This is a genomic window from Sphingomonas sp. BL-S-28 (assembly GCF_055521515.1).
In genome coordinates, this window is record NZ_CM145484.1 from 2285044 (window position 1) to 2299996 (window position 14953).

Here is a 14953-nt window from a genome sequence, read left to right on the forward strand (position 1 = left end):
GTCAGTTCCCCCGGCGCGCCATGAAAGCGAGCCTTTCGAACAGCATGACGTCCTGCTCGTTCTTCAGCAAGGCGCCGTGAAGCGGCGGGATCGCCTTGGTCGCGTCCTGGTTCTGCAGCACGTCCAGCGGCATATCCTCGGCCAGCAGCAGTTTCAGCCAGTCCAGCAACTCGCTGGTGGAGGGCTTCTTCTTCAGGCCGGGCACTTCGCGCAACTCGTAGAAGATCTCCATCGCCTTGGTGACGAGCGTCTTCTGAATGCCGGGAAAATGGACGTCGACGATGGCCTGCATCGTCTCGCGATCCGGGAACTTGATGTAGTGGAAGAAGCAGCGGCGCAGGAAGGCGTCCGGCAGGTCCTTCTCATTGTTAGAGGTGATGACGACGATCGGGCGCTCGGCAGCGGCAACGTGCTCGCCGGTTTCGTAGACATCGAAGGCCATGCGATCGAGTTCGGCCAGAAGGTCGTTGGGAAACTCGATATCGGCCTTGTCGATCTCATCGATCAGCAGCACGGGCAGGCGGGGCGAGGTGAACGCCTCCCACAGCTTGCCCTTGCGGATGTAGTTGTTGATGTCGTGGACGCGGGCGTCGCCAAGCTGCCCGTCGCGCAGGCGGCCTACCGCATCGTATTCGTAGAGGCCCTGGTGCGCCTTGGTGGTGGACTTGACGTTCCAGGTGATCAGCGGTGCGTTTAGCGAGGCAGCGATCTGTTCGGCCAGCACGGTCTTGCCGGTGCCGGGCTCTCCCTTCACCAGCAGCGGGCGGCGCAGCAGGACGGCGGCGTTCACTGCGACTTTCAGATCGTCGGTGGCGACGTAGCTGCTGGTGCCTTCGAAACGCTGTGAATTGCCGGTCTTATGATCCACGCTCATCCGTAATTATCCCAAAAAAACGCTGAATTTCCGCCAATTTCGTTCGTGAATGTCTAGTGTCGTGCGGGCACGTATATTTGACGCATATGTGATGGTTTGACGTGAACGATATGGCGAAAACGCTCAAAGAGCCCCGCTGACAACCCGCGCTGCGCGGGCCAAGTTGCCCGAGGGTGTGCACTGGCGGGGTGTCGATACGCAAGTGCATTTAGGATACCGGCGCGGGAAGCGCGGGGGCGTTTTACCGGTGTGTTGGCGCGTCGGGGTGGGCTACAAGCAAGCGCCGCTGGGCCCGGCCGATGACGAAATTTTGGAAGGCACACTCTCGTTTGCCGCTGCGATCAAGGCAGCTCGTGTGCATTACGGATTGTACGCCGCCGGGCGATGTTAACGGCCTGGCACGCTCAGGAACGTGCTCAGAACGATCGCGCTGCTGTCAGGGTTACAGTCGCGCCTTGGTGGCGGCGGCGTTCTTCGCTGCCGGTATAGGTCGCGGCGCGGCTGGGGTTGTAGAAGCGTCTTAGTCGATAGAAATCCTGGCCGCCCAGCGCGGCGACGGCCAATGTCGTCTTGAACCCGGCGAGTGCCGTCGTCTCGACATAGCCGCCCCAGCTCGTCCCATCGCGCCATCGGAGTTGTTCTGCGGTGTAGAAGACGTCGCCATATTCGGCGGCGGCCAGCGTAACGCCCCATGATGACTTGAGTTTCGGCAGATCGTGTCGAAATTCGGCGCTGACGCTGCGGGGGATCACGTCATCCATGGGCCGCATCTGGCCGGTAACCTGATCGCGCATGCGCGAGCGGCGCAGTGTCGCGTCCACGGTCAGCCGCGCGCCGCGCACTACCGCTTCGAGCGGCAGCGTGCCCTGTGCGGTAACGCCCCATTGGCGCCCATTGCCGATCGTCCCCAGCGCTTCGTCCCCGCTGGGGAGCAGGACATAGCCGAGCAGGCCGGTGTGCCATTGGTACCAGGCTTCCAGCGCCAGTGCGCCGCCCTTGCCCCAGCGATGGTCGAGCCGCGCCAGGGCTCGCGTGATGCGCGCCGGACGAAGTTGGGAATTGCCGCCCAGCGGCCGGCCATCGGTCTGATTCACCGAAGCGGCGAAATCGCTGAAATCGAGTTGATCGACGGTACGCCGCATGCCGATGCGCACTTGTGTTTCGGCCGAAGGCGACCAGACCAGCGCGGCGGAGGGCTTCAGGTAGGACAGGCTCTGCTGGCTGGCAGCCTCTCCGCTGACGGTAATGCGCGACAATTCGATGGCCATGCCGGCTTCCAGCGACAGCCGCTTGGCCACCCCCACCGTCACATTCGCGAAAGCCTCTGCACGCTGTTCCGACACGCGGGTATCGGCATTGCTGAGCGGGATGGGGACAAGCCCGGCGCCGGTATCCTCGGCATAGTCGAGCGTGCTGGTAAGGCGATTGTACGCGACTTCCGCGCCCAGTTCGGGGCGGACCGGATGATCGCCCTCCCGCGTGACGGTGACGCGGCCGACGAGTTCGATCGGCTTCTCGCGTTGTTCGGACACGCTGCGATAGCCGGGATCGGCCAGATCGTCCGCCGTGACATAGCGTTCGATGGTGCCAAGCGCGACCAGCTTGGTGCTCCAGTCGTTGCCCAGCCGGCGCGTCCAGTCCGCGCCCAGTTCGCCGCTGCGGCCGTTCTCACGGTAGGCGATCTTGCGGGTGGAATCGGGCGGGCCGTCGGCCGTACCGGCGAAGATGTCGTAGTCGGTGTGGGACGAATAGCCGTCCTTGCCGAGCCGCAAGTTCACGGTCAGCGTGCCCCCCGCGACGTCGCCGGAGGTGGACAGGGCAAAGCCGTATTGCGGCGCGTTCGCCGAAATCCGTTCGTTGCGGGTGCGGGTCAGCGTGCCGTTGGCATCGCGCTCCAGATAGACGGCGTGGGTGGGGTAGCGGACCGTTTCGGCGGACAGTTCGACGTTCGTCTGCCAACCCGCGACCCGCCGGGCGTAGCTGACCCGCGCGTTGGGCGAGATATGGCCATCGGCCGTGTGCGCCAGCGCGAGCGAGGCATTGCCGGAACCGCCGGCATCGGCCCGCAGGATCAGGTTGGCGACGAGTGTCTGGCCCTGCGCCTCTGCCGCATCGCTGCCGCGCAGGAGGACGACGCGCTCCACGCGCGAGGCGGCGATCCGGCGCAGCACTTCGGTAATTCCGCCGCCTTTGACGGTTGGCCGCTGGCCGTCGATCAGCACATTGCCCGCCGCTGCGCCGAAACCGCGCAGCGAGGAGCCCTCGCTCAGGATGAAGCCGGGCGTGCGCTCCAACATGTCCAGCGCGGTCTGGGGCTGGAAAGCCTTGTAGAACGCGGCCGGGTAGACCGGATCGGGCCCGGCGGGCGTGACGGCATGGGCCGTGCTGGTCGGCGCGGGATCGCCGGCCTGGGGCTCTTCGCCGGGCGTGCCGGACGCCATTGCCGCGGCACCGGCGATGAGCAGGGAAAACGGGTTCATCGCGTGGCCGCCAGCAGCCAGCAAATCAGGGCCAGCGGCACGGCCGCGCCGATCAGCCAGGCCCAGGCCCGCACGGGACTGGCGGCGTGGAACACCGCCATGGCCACCACCGCGAACACCGCGTAGCTCGCCAGCGTGGCGGCGGTAACCGCCTCGGCGCGGGCCATGCCGAGTGCGGCGAGGACCAGCGAAAGCGCCACGGTGCCAAGCGCGGTCACCCCATAAGCGCCGAGCGTTCCGGCGATTGTGCGCGAGGCGACCGACCAGCGGTGGCGCGTGGCCTCTCGCAGCGGAAACTGGCCGAAGGGCTTGATCATGGGTTTTTCGAGCCTTTCATCGGCGCAGTCGGGCGAGGATACGCTCGCGATTGGTCTGGGCGGTGAGCGTGAGGGCGGCACCGAACGACAGCCAGCCGAACCACGCGACTGTGCCGTAGGCCCAGCCGAAGCCGAAGCCCGCCACGGCGAACGCGGCGATCAGAACGGCAAGACCGCCAAGGCGGAGCAGGCGACCGGTCTGGGCCGGCAGTTTGCGGCGCAGCCAGTCCTGCTGGTGGCGCGCCATCGCCATGAGGAGGAGCGCAAAGCCCGCGAGCGTCATGGCGGCGACGATGAAATGGGTCATGCAGTTGCCTCCTCGCCGCTGCGCCGTTTTCGCGCGGGCATCGCTCGCGGTTTGTGGCGGGCAAGTGTCCAGCCTGTAAAGGCAAAACCGGCGGCCAGCGCCAGCATCACAAGGTCGAAGCTGGCGAACGTCCAGTCGCCCGCCATCAGGCTGCGGGCAAGGCCGCGCGGGGTGGTTGCCGCATTGACCAATGGGATGGCCGCGTAGAGCATGGCGGCAACACCCAACGTCTCCAGCCATGCGCGGCGCGGCTGGCGCAGGAAGGCCCAGACCAGCGTTCCGCCCCAGGCGATGAAGAGGGCGTTGATTTCCCAGTCCGCATGGTCGGCCTTGGAAACGGGCAGCAGCCGGTTGGCGAGAAAATAGGCCGCGATCCCGATCGGTGCTCCGGTAATGAAGCCGATGTTGAGCCGTTCCACCAGTCGGAAGCCGATATGCGGGTGATTTGGATCGGGCAGCTTCAGACGCCGCTTCACGCACCACAGGCACAGCCCGGTCGCCGCCATGGCCACACCGCCAAGGCCGGAAAGGAAGTAGAGCCAGCGCAGACCGTAACCCGCGAACCACGCCGTGTGCAGGTCCACCATGACGCGGTGCGTCGCGGTGGCGCCGCCGGGCGATGCCGGCGTGGACGGCAGCACTGCCGCGTTCGTGGCATCGAGATAGACCGTGTCCGACCGGCCGTTCCCCCAATCGGACTTGGCGGTATAGAGCGTAGCCATGGCGGCCTTGTCGCCGGGGTTGTCGATGGAAAGATAGGTCGGCATCGCGCCGCCCCAGCGGGACTGGGCAGTCGCGATCATATGGCCGATCGGGGCGATCGGCGCGGGTTCGCCGCTGGCCTCACGCTCCGGTCCTTGCGGATAAGTGGTGGCATAGAAGGCCTGCCGGTCCGGGAAGTTCGCCGAAATCGCCCAGGGCATCAGCGTGAACAGCAGCGTGGCAAGGCCGGTGTAAGTGATCATCAGGTGGAAGGGCAGGGCCAGCACGGCAGTCACGTTGTGCGCGTCCAGCCAACTGCGCTGCCCCTTGCGGAAGCGCAGCATGAAGAAGTCGGTGAAGATCTTCTTGTGCGTCACCACGCCGGACAGGATCGCGACGAGCATTGCCATGGCCGCCACGCAGACCAGATAGCGCGCCCACATGACCGAGATGAAATGGAGGTCGAAGTGGAAGCGGTAGAGGAAGAAACCGCCCCGCGTCTCGCGAACCGGGATTTCGGCGCCGGTCGCGGGATCCAGCGTGATCCGCGTCCCTTCGCGGCGACCTTGGCCGGGCATCTGCCACGAAACGTCCAGCCCGCTGCCGCCGCGCGCAGCGGGCAGCGAGATGGACCAGCTCTCCGCCCCTGCCGCGCGGGAATGGAGCACCGCGTCGGCAGAGGCGAAGGCGCGCGGGGACACGCGCGTTTCGGAAGGCAGCTCGGGCCGCATCCAGGCGTCGATCTCGTGCTGGAAGAACGCTGCCGTTCCGAACACGAAGATGACGTAGAGTACCCAGCCCGGCACCAGTCCGGCCCAGGTGTGCAGCCATGCCATCGACTGGCGCAGGCTCTGCTTCATGACGCGGCCACCGCGTATCTATCCCGGTCCGTCATCACTCAGAACCCGTACTTGACCGCAAAGGCCACATTGCGGGGGCCGCCGAGCTGGGACGAGGTCGCCCAGTAATCGAGCCCGCCCAGATTGGCGACGTTGAGGTCGAAGCGGATCGGGTGGCCGTCGATCTCGGTCTTGTAGTGCATGCCCAGGTCGACGATCGTGTAGCCGTCGATCTTCTGGAGGTTGGCACTGTCCTTGTACATCTTGCCGGCGTGGTAGACGCCGCCGCTGATCGAGAACCCGTCCAGCCCCGGAATCTCGTAATCGGCGTAGATTTTCGCCAGCATGTCGCTGACGCCGGTGGGCTTCTTGCCCAAGAGCGAGGCTGTGCTGGTCTTGGTGACTTTCAGGTCCATCACGGTGCCGCCCAGCATCACGTTGAGCCGGGGCGTGACATGCCCGGTCACCGTCAGTTCCACGCCTTGGTGGACCTCCACACCGTCCTGCGTGCGGGTGATCTTGCCGTTCACCGTCTCGTCGTAAGAATTGGCCTTCTCGATCCGATAGAGCGCGCCGGTGATGATGAGCGCGTCGATCGGGGCGTACTTGGCGCCCACCTCGTACTGCTTGGAGACGTAGGGCTTCATGATCTCGCCCGGATTGTTGTAGAGCGCGGCGTCGTCAGGGACGGTCGAGCCCTGCTCAAGCCCTTCCATGTACGTCGCGTAGGTCGTCACGCGCGCCACCGGCTTGAACACCAGCGAGACCGTGGGCGTATAGGCGCTTTCGTTGTAGCTGGACGTGCGCGCGCCGGTCGCCCCGAAGTTGCGGGCCTTCACGGTGCTGCGGTTTACGCCCAGCATTGCGCTGAGCTGGTCGGTAAACTGGATGTCGTCACCCAGGATCACGTTGGTGTTCTGCGACTGGCTGGACTTGTAGAGCGCGCCCCACGAATAAGTGTTCAGCGTATCGGGCATGGCCCAGCTGTTCATGTCGTTCGGGTCGGTGAAGGCCGGCGAAAAACCGGCGCTGACCGAGTTGGTGACGTGCCGCTTCACCCGCAGGATGTCGCCCGAAGCGCCCAGGGTCAGGCGGTGCTTGATGCCCAGCGTCTCGAACTCACTGTCGAGATAGGCATAGGCGCCCTGCGCAATGTTGTAGGACGGCGCGCTGCGCGAGGCCCAGCCGACTTTCCAGCCCACGTCCTCGAAATAGGCGGGATAGACGTTGATCGATTCCTGCGCATCGCGCTTGTAGAGATAGGCCGCGCGCAGGCTGAAAGTGTCGTTCAGCTTCCACTTGGCATTGGTGCCGATGCGGTCTGTCTTGATCTGGAGATAAGTCCAGTCCGGCGTCCAGGTCTTGCTGGCGTCCAGCGGTTCGATCCAATGGTCGATCGCCGTATAATTGGTGTCGGCATAGGCGTAGAAGCGGGAATCGATGCCGTCGATGCGGTAATAGGTATGCGCCGCTTCCACTTGCAGCAGCAGGTCCGGCGTGACGTTCCAGTCCACCGCGCCGCTGAACAGGCTGCGGGCGATGTTCTGGTTCTTCTTCGCCGTCTCACCGTCCTGATAGGAGAGGTTCAGCCGGTAGGCGAACACGCCGTCCCGGTCGATCTTGCCGCCCAGATCGGCGTGGACGAAGAATTGCCTGTTGCCATAGTCGCCTACGGTGATGTCACGCGTGGGCGTGTAAGTCGGCCGCTTGAGCACGTAGTTGGTCACGCCGCCCGGGTTGCCGACGCCGTATAGGAAGCCGGACAGGCCGTTCATGATCTCGACATTGGCGAGTTCCTCCATGGAAATGCCGGTCAGCGTGGAGGAGAGTCGGACCCCGTCGACCACGCCCTTCTGGGAATCGAAGCCGCGTATGGTGACATAGGGCGTGCCGTAGACGGTCGATGGGGCGGAATTCTGGACCACCGGGTTCATTTTGAACATCTGGTCCATGTCGCCGGCCACGACACTTTCGATCAGATCCTGCGAAAGCACGCTGATCGCATAGGGCGTATCGATGACGAGTTTGTCGCCCCAGGGGCCGGAGGCCGAGCGCGCGTCGATCCTGTCGTCATGGCCGAGCACGAGGATGGCATCGCCCCGCTGCGCGTCGTCCCCTGCGTCGAAAGTGCGTTCCTCGCTGGCGGCGGCCACGGCGGGCTCCGTGCTGGCGGAGACGAGCAGTGTATCGAGCGTCATTGCCCCGGTGGTGGCGCGGGCAATCGTCACGGCGGCGGGGCCGTTGGCGCGCGCCACCAGACCGGTGCCGGACAGCAGCCGCGCCAGCGCGTCGCGCCACGGCAGCGTCGCGTTCAGGCCTTGCGACTGGCGTCCTTGCGTGAGCGAGGCGTCGTAGTTCAGCTGCAATCCGCTCTGCTGGGCAAAGCTGTTCAGCGCGTCGCTCAGCGATCCGGCGGGAATGGCATAGGCGTTCGCGCCGCCCTTCACGATTCGATTCTCTTGCGCCATCGCACTGGATGCGAACATGGTCATGCCGCCGGTCAGCGTGGTGCCGGCAAGCAGTGCGGCTATCAGCAGGCGTGCGCCGCCATGACCCGTTTTCTCGTACATCGAATTGACCCCCACATGGTTGCGAGACGGCGCAATCACGATGTTGCGATCCATTCTCAATAATGGAGACGGGGTGGGGCGGGAAAACACGACTAAGGGCTGCAAAGTTTTTTGCGCCCCTCAGCGGTGGAGCACGATCAGCCGGTCCGAAAGCCGGAAAGACCTGAGCTTCAGGCTGCGCTCGATGCTGTCCACGGCGGCGAGCGGGTGGTCGAGATCGTAGACGCCGCTGACCTTCACGTCCGCCGCGGGCCCAGCGACGGTGAGATAGCCATGCCGATAGCGCGCGATTTCCGCGACGACCTCGCGCAAGGGGCGGTTCACCACAACGAGCTGGCCCTGCGTCCAGGCAGTGCTGCCATGTCCGGCGGCTTCGATAGCGCCCAGTTTCTCCGCGCCGAAATCGACGCGCTGGCCTTCATCGACGATGCCGGAACGGCCGCCTCCGATGACCCGGACGCGGTGTTCGGTCACCACGAGTTCGGCCGTGCCGTCCCGTTCGCGCACTGCGAAAGCCGTGCCCAGCGCGGTGGCGCTGCCGCCTGCAGCCTCGACGGTGAAGGGGCGGCTGCGGTCTGGCGCAACTTCGAAGAACGCGCTGCCTTCGAGCAGGCGAACCGTGCGGCTGGCGCCGGAAAAGTCGTGAACGATGGCCGAACTGCTGCCCAGCGTTATGCGTGAGCCGTCTTCCAGCGTCAGCATACGCCGTTCGCCCACGCCAGTGGCATAGTCCGCGCGCAGGCGGGTCGGCCAGTCGCCGAACGAGACGAAGGCCACCAGCGCTATCGATGCGGCGACGGCGGCACCGGCCCAGCGCTGCGGCTTGCGTGCGGGAGCCACGGCGGAACCGCGTTTGCGGCGCAGCAGGCTCCGGCGCTTGGCGGGGAGCGAAGGCAAGGAAGGCGCCGGATCGCTGTCCATCAGGCCCCAGAGGTCTTCCAGTCGTTCGAAGGCGCGGCGATGGGCAGGATCGGTGAGCCAGTCCTGAAAGGCCTGCTCATCCTCGGCCGACAATTCTCCCCCGTCCCTCCGGACGATCCAGTCGGCGGCGGTTTCGGCAATAGCGGCCGGAATGGCGGCGCGGGGCGCGGTTTCGGTCACGGTTCCGTCCCTTCGCTGGGTGTCGTCATAGACCATGACGGAACGGAGCCCCCAAACACGACGCCAGACACGAACCAGTCTATCTTGCGGAGCGCATCGGCCATCACGCTTCCTCCTCCTCGATTTCGCCGAGGCGGGTGGCCAGCGTCAGCAGGGCGATCCGCAACTGCTTCTCGACCGCGCCCCGCGTGATGCCGAGGCGGTCGGCGATGTCGGCCTGATCGAAGCCATCGAACTTGCGCAAAATGAAGATTTCCCGGCACCGGGCTGGCAGCCCGTCGACCAATTCGCGCACCATGCGCAGGCGGTCTGCCGCAAGGACGTGGCGTTCGGCGTCGGGGCTGTCATCGGCAATGGCGATGCCGGCTTCTTCCTCCGCCAGCCAGGGCCGCCACTTGCCGTTGTCCCGCGCCCGGTCGTTCACCAGATTGCGGGCCACGCGGTAGAGAAAGGCGCGGGGGTTCTCGACCCGGCCCGAACGCAGCGACGGAATGGCCCGCGCCCAGGTCTCCTGCACGATATCGGCGGCAACCGGCGGCGAATTCACGAGCGAGCGCACATAGGCGGACAGAGCCGCCTGATGGCAACCGACGATGGCCGCATCGCCCCCGGTCACGGCATGACCGGCGAGGCCAGCGCATCATCGATGAGGAAGGCGATTGGCAGGGTTATGGCGAGTTCGTCGGGAAGCCCGGTCGGGATCGGCGGGAACGGCGCTGCTCGCGAAACGATGCCGAGCGCTGCCTGGTCGAGGGCGGCATGTCCCGTGCCGGAAACGATCACTGCATCGAGCAGATTCCCTTCACGGTCGATGCGGAAGAGCAGGGAGCCGGTCCCTTGCGCGTTATGGCGAAGCGATCCTGAGGGATAGCGGCGCTGGCTTTCCAGCTGCGCGATCAGTGCCCGGCGATAGGACAGGGCGACGTCGGGCAGATTGTCCGACAGGCTGCCGCCGGCGGCGGTGGGCGCGTCGGAGGCGTTTGTCTGGAGCATCGCCACGGTGCGGGCGGGAAGGGGCAGGGCGATCTCTGCGCTGACCGATGCCGGTGAATGTCGTCGGCGAACCGCGTGGGCACTCGGTTTTTCGGGTAATGGTGCCGGCGCATGTACGTCGAACGTCACGAGCCTGGGCACCGCCGCCGTGTGGTCCCGGGGGCCCGCTTGCAGCCAGCCGAAGGTGATGGCGGCAACGGCTGCTGCCGCCAGGTGAACCCCTGCCGTGATGACCAGGGCGACCGCGCGCACCGGTGCACCGTGCCCACCCTTTCGGTGGGAACGGTGCACGCGGCAAAGGAAAGGCGGCGGGGTCACGCGCGGTGGTGAGTGATGGTTACTGCGCGGTCCTTACAGCGTGCCGCGCAGCGTCAGCGTAAAGGCGCGGGGCGTCGCATAGCGGGCGCTGCCGATATAAAGGCCCGAATAGTACTTCTTGTCGAAGACGTTATCGAGATGCGCGGCAAGCGAGAAGTGTTCCGAGAAGCGGTAGTTCGCCAGCAGGTCCAGCGTGGCAAGGCTGCCCTGCGTGTAAAGCTCCCCATTGGGGCCCGTGCCATCTGCCGTGGTCTTGCTCTGCCACTTCAGGTTGCCGCCCACCATCAAGGCGTCGAGTGCGCCGGGCAGCCTGTAGGCCGTGAACATCTTGAAGGTGTTCTTGGGGATCTGTGGAATCTGACGAACCCCGTCGCGATCCTCGGCCCGGGCATTGGCAAAGCCACCCGCGACCCGCCAGCCGGGCAGGATCTCACCGTTGACTTCGAGTTCGAAGCCCGACGACTTCATGCCGGAGACTGCGTGATAGGCGGCACTGCCGTCCGGCGCAAAGATGCCGGGACCGTCTGCCAGCGCGTAGTTGTCCTGCTTCATCTTGAAGACGGCGGCGCTGGCACTCAGCTTGCCGTCGAGGAAGTCGGCCTTGAGGCCCGCTTCGTAGGTATTGCCTTCGAGCGGGGCGATCATGTCGCCATCGACGGTGCGCTGGGTCTGCGGCTCGAAAACGCTGGCGTAGCTGACATAGGCCGAGACGGTTTTGGTCAGGTCCAGCACGAGGCCGGCGTAAGGGGTCAGCACGGCCTTTTCGTGCGTTCCCTGCGTCCAGGTGCGGGGGCCCGTGAGATCCTGGGAGTAGCTGTCCTGCTCCCACCAGGTCAAGCGTCCGCCCACGATCACCGACAGCGGCGAGATCGGCTTGAGCCGCGCGACGCCCGAAGCGGCGGTGGTGCGGATGCGGTTGCCGCCATAGCCCTGGATGGTCGTCAGGTCGGGCTTGGTGGTTTCGCCGGTTGCGAAGAAATCGAAGGCATCGACCGACTTCATGTAGTCGCCGCCCGACCACCAGCCGGGATAGAGCGTCTGGTCGTCATCGAACTGGGCATGGCTCAGCGTCAGCGCGATGTGCTGTTCCTGGCCCAGCGCTTTGAAACTGCCGCGCAAGTTGGCGTAGACGGCGTTCAGGGTGAGATCGGACGCCCAGCGCGTGGAATAGAGCGTGCCGCCAAGGCCGGTGTCCTTGTCGATCGCGGTGCCGAAGAAATAGCCGATGGTCTCGTCATAAGAGCCGGACTTGTGCTCGGCGTCGATCTGGAGGTGCCAGTTCTTGTCGAAATCATGTGCGATCGAGGCGAAGATGTTCACGCTCTTGCGGTTGAAATCGGACCAGTCGGCGCCGCCGTTGGTCGAACGGGCGAAGTCGGTCTTGGTGCCATCGGTGTAGAACAGCGGCAGGCCGCCGCGCGAGGCGCCGGTGTTGGTGAAATTCTGGTACTCGACTCCCGCGGTAAGCAGTGTGGTGGGCGTCAGATCGGCCTCGACGATGCCATAAAGCGCCTGACGCTTGGCATGTTCACGGTCGATGAAAGTGTCGTTGTCCTGCCAGGCCCCGGCAACGCGCGCGCGAATGCGTCCGTCCGAGGTTACCTTTCCGCTTACGTCGCCTTCGATGCGATACATGTCCCAGGAACCGACGGTTGCGGCGGCGCTGGCCTTGAAGTCCGTGCTGGGGCGCTTGCGGATCATGTTGATTGCTGCCGAAGGCTGGCCGGTGCCGGTCATCATGCCTGCCGAGCCGCGGATCACCTCGATCCGATCATAGGCGATCATGTCTGCGGTATCTTCGGTGAAGCCGTAGAGATTGGTGGGGCGGGCGATCCCGTCGACAAGGTAGTTCTGCACGGCGAATCCGCGCGCGGTATAGTTGGTACCGTCGGTGCCGAGCGCGCTGGAGCGGTTCGACTGGATGCCGACGATCTGCTCCATCACGGCCGAGATATCGTAGAGGCCCTGCTCTTCCATGCGGACGCTGTCGAGCACGGTGACCGACTGCGGGGTCTCGCGCGATGAGAGGCTGAGGCCGGTGGTTTCCGTTTCGCCCGTCACCACGATCGAGTCCTGCTCCGGATCCTCTGGCGCGGTTTCGGCGTGGGCGCTGCCGAAGCTCAGCAGGCCGAGCGCCAGTGCGGATGAGACGCAATAGCGCATGCGATTTGTGGTTCTGGTGATCATTTTAAGCCCCCTGAGTCGGCGCGCTGGAGAAGCCGGCGTCGTTAAGTCGGGCGGCACCTAATGCGAATGATTTGCAAATGCAACATTGTAGCAACGTCTATATTCGCTGTCCGACAGACCTGTCGCGACATGGTGCAAGGGGTTGTCTTGATTGGTGAAGGTTCGTTGGTGGGGGTGTGGCGTTAGCGTTCCGCCGACCCCCCGAGCGGTTCGCAGTATCGGCGTCGTCACCGCGAAAACGTGAGCGGTACTGCTATCTCGAACCGGTCGATGGCGCGTGGCTACATCGATGACGGCGCCTGAACCTGCCTGACGACTGACCCGCTCATCTGAGCCGTTCGCGCCGGGGGCGCCCGGGTTACTCCGGCTGGAGCGCCCCGTAGAACCACGATGCGGTAACGCCGCCATCGATGAGGAAATCCGCGCCGTTGATGAAGGCCCCGTCCGGCCCCATCATCAGGGCAGCGAGCGAGGCGATTTCGTCCGGCGTTCCGGCGCGCCCGGCGGGGGAGCCGTCGATCATGCGCTGGTAGCCGCCCGCGCGCGGGCCGGACAGTTCATCGCGGGCAAGCGGGGTCATGACGATGCCGGGACTGATCGAATTAACCCGAGCCCCACGTGCTGCCCAGCGCGTCGCCGCCTCGGCCTTCACGCGCAGGGCGTTGCAGCGCTTCGAATACTGGTAGGCGAGCAGGGGATCGGTGATCCGGTCGCTCTGGAGCATCGGCAGTGCCAGCAGATCCTCGACCGGAGTGGTCGCCAGCAGGCGGTCTTCCTCTGGCGTAAGCGCAGGCAGGCGGTGCCCCGACTGCGAGGCGACGACAATCCCGCTGCCGCCCTTGGCCATCACATCGCCGAACAGTTCCAGCACCAGCGCCGATCCGTAGAGATCGACCGCGAGGATTTTTTCGGCCGGTGCCTGCGAGGGCGAGAGACCCGCAGCGATAATGACGCCGCTGACGTCGCCAATGGCAGTGGCCTGAGCCACCAGCGCTTCCACCGAGGCCCGCGAGGAAATGTCCACGGTGGCCGTACTCGTCACGAACCCTGCATCGGCCATGACCTTGGCGGCTGCCGCGACCGGTTCATCGCGGAGGTCCGCCAGCAGCACATGCTTGCCGGTGCTGATACGCCGGGCAATGGCGATGCCGATCGAGCCGGCACCGATGACGACTATGACTTCGGCCATTGGCGCTTCCTTTCAGAATACGTGCCGGGGCATTCCCGCAGGAAAGCCCCGGATTTTCGCGAATCCTGGCGCGACCCGAGGGACTCAGCGATAGGAGAACTGGAGCACGGCGGCGGGCAGGCGCGCGCCTTCGATCGTGATGGCAGCCGAGGCCTGCTCGATGTGTGCCATGTCTTGTGTTGTCAGCTCCACGTTTGCGGCGCCCAGGTTTTCCTCGATGCGTTCGAGGCGGCGAGTGCCGAAGATGGGGACGATGAACGGTCCGCGGGCGAGCAGCCATGCCAGTGCGATCTGTGCGGGCGTCGCACTCTTGGCTTCGGCGATCTGCTTCAGTAGTTCGACAAGGCCCTGGTTCGCGTCGCGCGCCTCTTGGGTGAAGCGGGGCGAAGCGGCGCGGAAGTCGGTTTCGCCGATGGGAGTGGCAGCGTCGATCTTGCCGGTGAGATAACCGGCGCCGAGCGGGCTCCACGGCACGAAGCCGATCCCCAACTCCTTGCACAGCGGCAGGACTTCGGGCTCGGGTTCGCGGGTCCAGAGGGAATATTCGCTCTGGATCGCGGCGACCGGGCATACCGCATGAGCGCGGCGGATGGTCGCGGCGGCGGCTTCGGACAGGCCGAAATGGCCCACTTTGCCCGCCGCAATCAGTTCCGCCACGGTTCCGGCGACGTCCTCGATCGGCACTTCGGGATCGACGCGGTGCTGGTAGAGCAAGTCGATGTGGTCCATGCCGAGCCGTGAGAGGCTGGCGTCCACAACCTTGCGGATTTGCTCGGGCCGGCTGTTGAGGCCGCCGCGGCGTTCGCCGCTGTCGGGATCGACATCGAAGCCGAACTTGGTGGCGACGACGACTTCGCTGCGTATCGGTGCCAGTGCCTTGCCGACCAGCACTTCATTAGTCCACGGGCCGTAGACTTCGGCGGTATCGAACATCGTCACGCCCAGTTCGTGCGCGCCGCGAATGACGCGGATCGCTTCGTCTTCGGCGGGCGATGCGCCGTAAGTGCCGGCAAAGCTCATGGTGCCATAGCTCAGTTCGCTGACTTCGAGCTGTCCCAGCTTGCGGGTCTTCATGG

The 14953-nt window shown here is 65.3% G+C and carries 12 protein-coding genes; all 12 read right to left on the minus strand.

Translation table 11 applies throughout. The features are described from left to right. Position 1: 1 nt before the first annotated feature. Positions 2-874, minus strand: a complete 873-nt coding sequence (locus ACZ1JC_RS19575; protein ID WP_465135298.1) for an AAA family ATPase — start codon at positions 872-874, stop codon at positions 2-4. Positions 875-1290: 416 nt separating this feature from the next. After that, positions 1291-3354: a TonB-dependent receptor domain-containing protein gene (locus ACZ1JC_RS19580; RefSeq protein ID WP_465135297.1), complete on the minus strand. Its 2064-nt coding sequence runs from the start codon at positions 3352-3354 to the stop codon at positions 1291-1293. Further along, positions 3351-3671, minus strand: a complete 321-nt coding sequence (locus tag ACZ1JC_RS19585; protein WP_465135296.1) for a hypothetical protein — start codon at positions 3669-3671, stop codon at positions 3351-3353. Before ACZ1JC_RS19585 ends, ACZ1JC_RS19580 begins: the two co-directional genes overlap by 4 nt. Positions 3672-3687: 16 nt before the next feature. Further along, on the minus strand, positions 3688-3978 hold the full coding sequence (locus ACZ1JC_RS19590; RefSeq protein ID WP_465135295.1) for a DUF3325 domain-containing protein: 291 nt from the start codon (positions 3976-3978) through the stop codon (positions 3688-3690). After that, complete coding sequence (locus ACZ1JC_RS19595) at positions 3975-5540, minus strand: PepSY-associated TM helix domain-containing protein (protein ID WP_465135294.1); 1566 nt, start codon at positions 5538-5540, stop codon at positions 3975-3977. The genes ACZ1JC_RS19590 and ACZ1JC_RS19595 overlap by 4 nt, the downstream gene beginning before the upstream one ends. Before the next feature lie 38 nt (positions 5541-5578). Beyond that, a complete protein-coding gene (locus ACZ1JC_RS19600; protein ID WP_465135293.1) occupies positions 5579-8089 on the minus strand; it encodes a TonB-dependent siderophore receptor in 2511 nt (836 codons plus the stop codon). Positions 8090-8209: 120 nt separating this feature from the next. Next, the gene (locus ACZ1JC_RS19605) at positions 8210-9190 is read right to left on the minus strand and encodes a FecR family protein (protein WP_465135292.1); all 981 of its coding nucleotides are present in this window, start codon (positions 9188-9190) and stop codon (positions 8210-8212) included. Positions 9191-9293: 103 nt separating this feature from the next. Next, complete coding sequence (locus tag ACZ1JC_RS19610) at positions 9294-9806, minus strand: RNA polymerase sigma factor (protein WP_465135291.1); 513 nt, start codon at positions 9804-9806, stop codon at positions 9294-9296. Then, positions 9803-10435: an energy transducer TonB gene (locus tag ACZ1JC_RS19615; protein WP_465135290.1), complete on the minus strand. Its 633-nt coding sequence runs from the start codon at positions 10433-10435 to the stop codon at positions 9803-9805. The genes ACZ1JC_RS19610 and ACZ1JC_RS19615 overlap by 4 nt, the downstream gene beginning before the upstream one ends. A 99-nt stretch (positions 10436-10534) precedes the next feature. Then, positions 10535-12688, minus strand: a complete 2154-nt coding sequence (locus ACZ1JC_RS19620) for a TonB-dependent siderophore receptor (RefSeq protein WP_465135289.1) — start codon at positions 12686-12688, stop codon at positions 10535-10537. A 358-nt stretch (positions 12689-13046) separates the two neighbouring features. Continuing rightward, entirely contained in the window at positions 13047-13877 is an 831-nt protein-coding gene (locus ACZ1JC_RS19625; RefSeq protein WP_465135288.1) for an SDR family oxidoreductase, read from the minus strand. 84 nt (positions 13878-13961) lie between these two features. Continuing rightward, a complete protein-coding gene (locus tag ACZ1JC_RS19630; protein WP_465135287.1) occupies positions 13962-14951 on the minus strand; it encodes an aldo/keto reductase in 990 nt (329 codons plus the stop codon). Positions 14952-14953 lie beyond the last annotated feature (2 nt).

Coding starts and splice junctions, on each gene's coding strand:
- ACZ1JC_RS19575 (WP_465135298.1), bottom strand. CDS start 874: ATGAGCGTGGATCATAAGACCGGCAATTCACAGCGTTTCGAAGGCACC.
- ACZ1JC_RS19580 (WP_465135297.1), bottom strand. CDS start 3,354: ATGAACCCGTTTTCCCTGCTCATCGCCGGTGCCGCGGCAATGGCGTCC.
- ACZ1JC_RS19585 (WP_465135296.1), bottom strand. CDS start 3,671: ATGATCAAGCCCTTCGGCCAGTTTCCGCTGCGAGAGGCCACGCGCCAC.
- ACZ1JC_RS19590 (WP_465135295.1), bottom strand. CDS start 3,978: ATGACCCATTTCATCGTCGCCGCCATGACGCTCGCGGGCTTTGCGCTC.
- ACZ1JC_RS19595 (WP_465135294.1), bottom strand. CDS start 5,540: ATGAAGCAGAGCCTGCGCCAGTCGATGGCATGGCTGCACACCTGGGCC.
- ACZ1JC_RS19600 (WP_465135293.1), bottom strand. CDS start 8,089: ATGTACGAGAAAACGGGTCATGGCGGCGCACGCCTGCTGATAGCCGCA.
- ACZ1JC_RS19620 (WP_465135289.1), bottom strand. CDS start 12,688: ATGATCACCAGAACCACAAATCGCATGCGCTATTGCGTCTCATCCGCA.
- ACZ1JC_RS19625 (WP_465135288.1), bottom strand. CDS start 13,877: ATGGCCGAAGTCATAGTCGTCATCGGTGCCGGCTCGATCGGCATCGCC.
- ACZ1JC_RS19630 (WP_465135287.1), bottom strand. CDS start 14,951: ATGAAGACCCGCAAGCTGGGACAGCTCGAAGTCAGCGAACTGAGCTAT.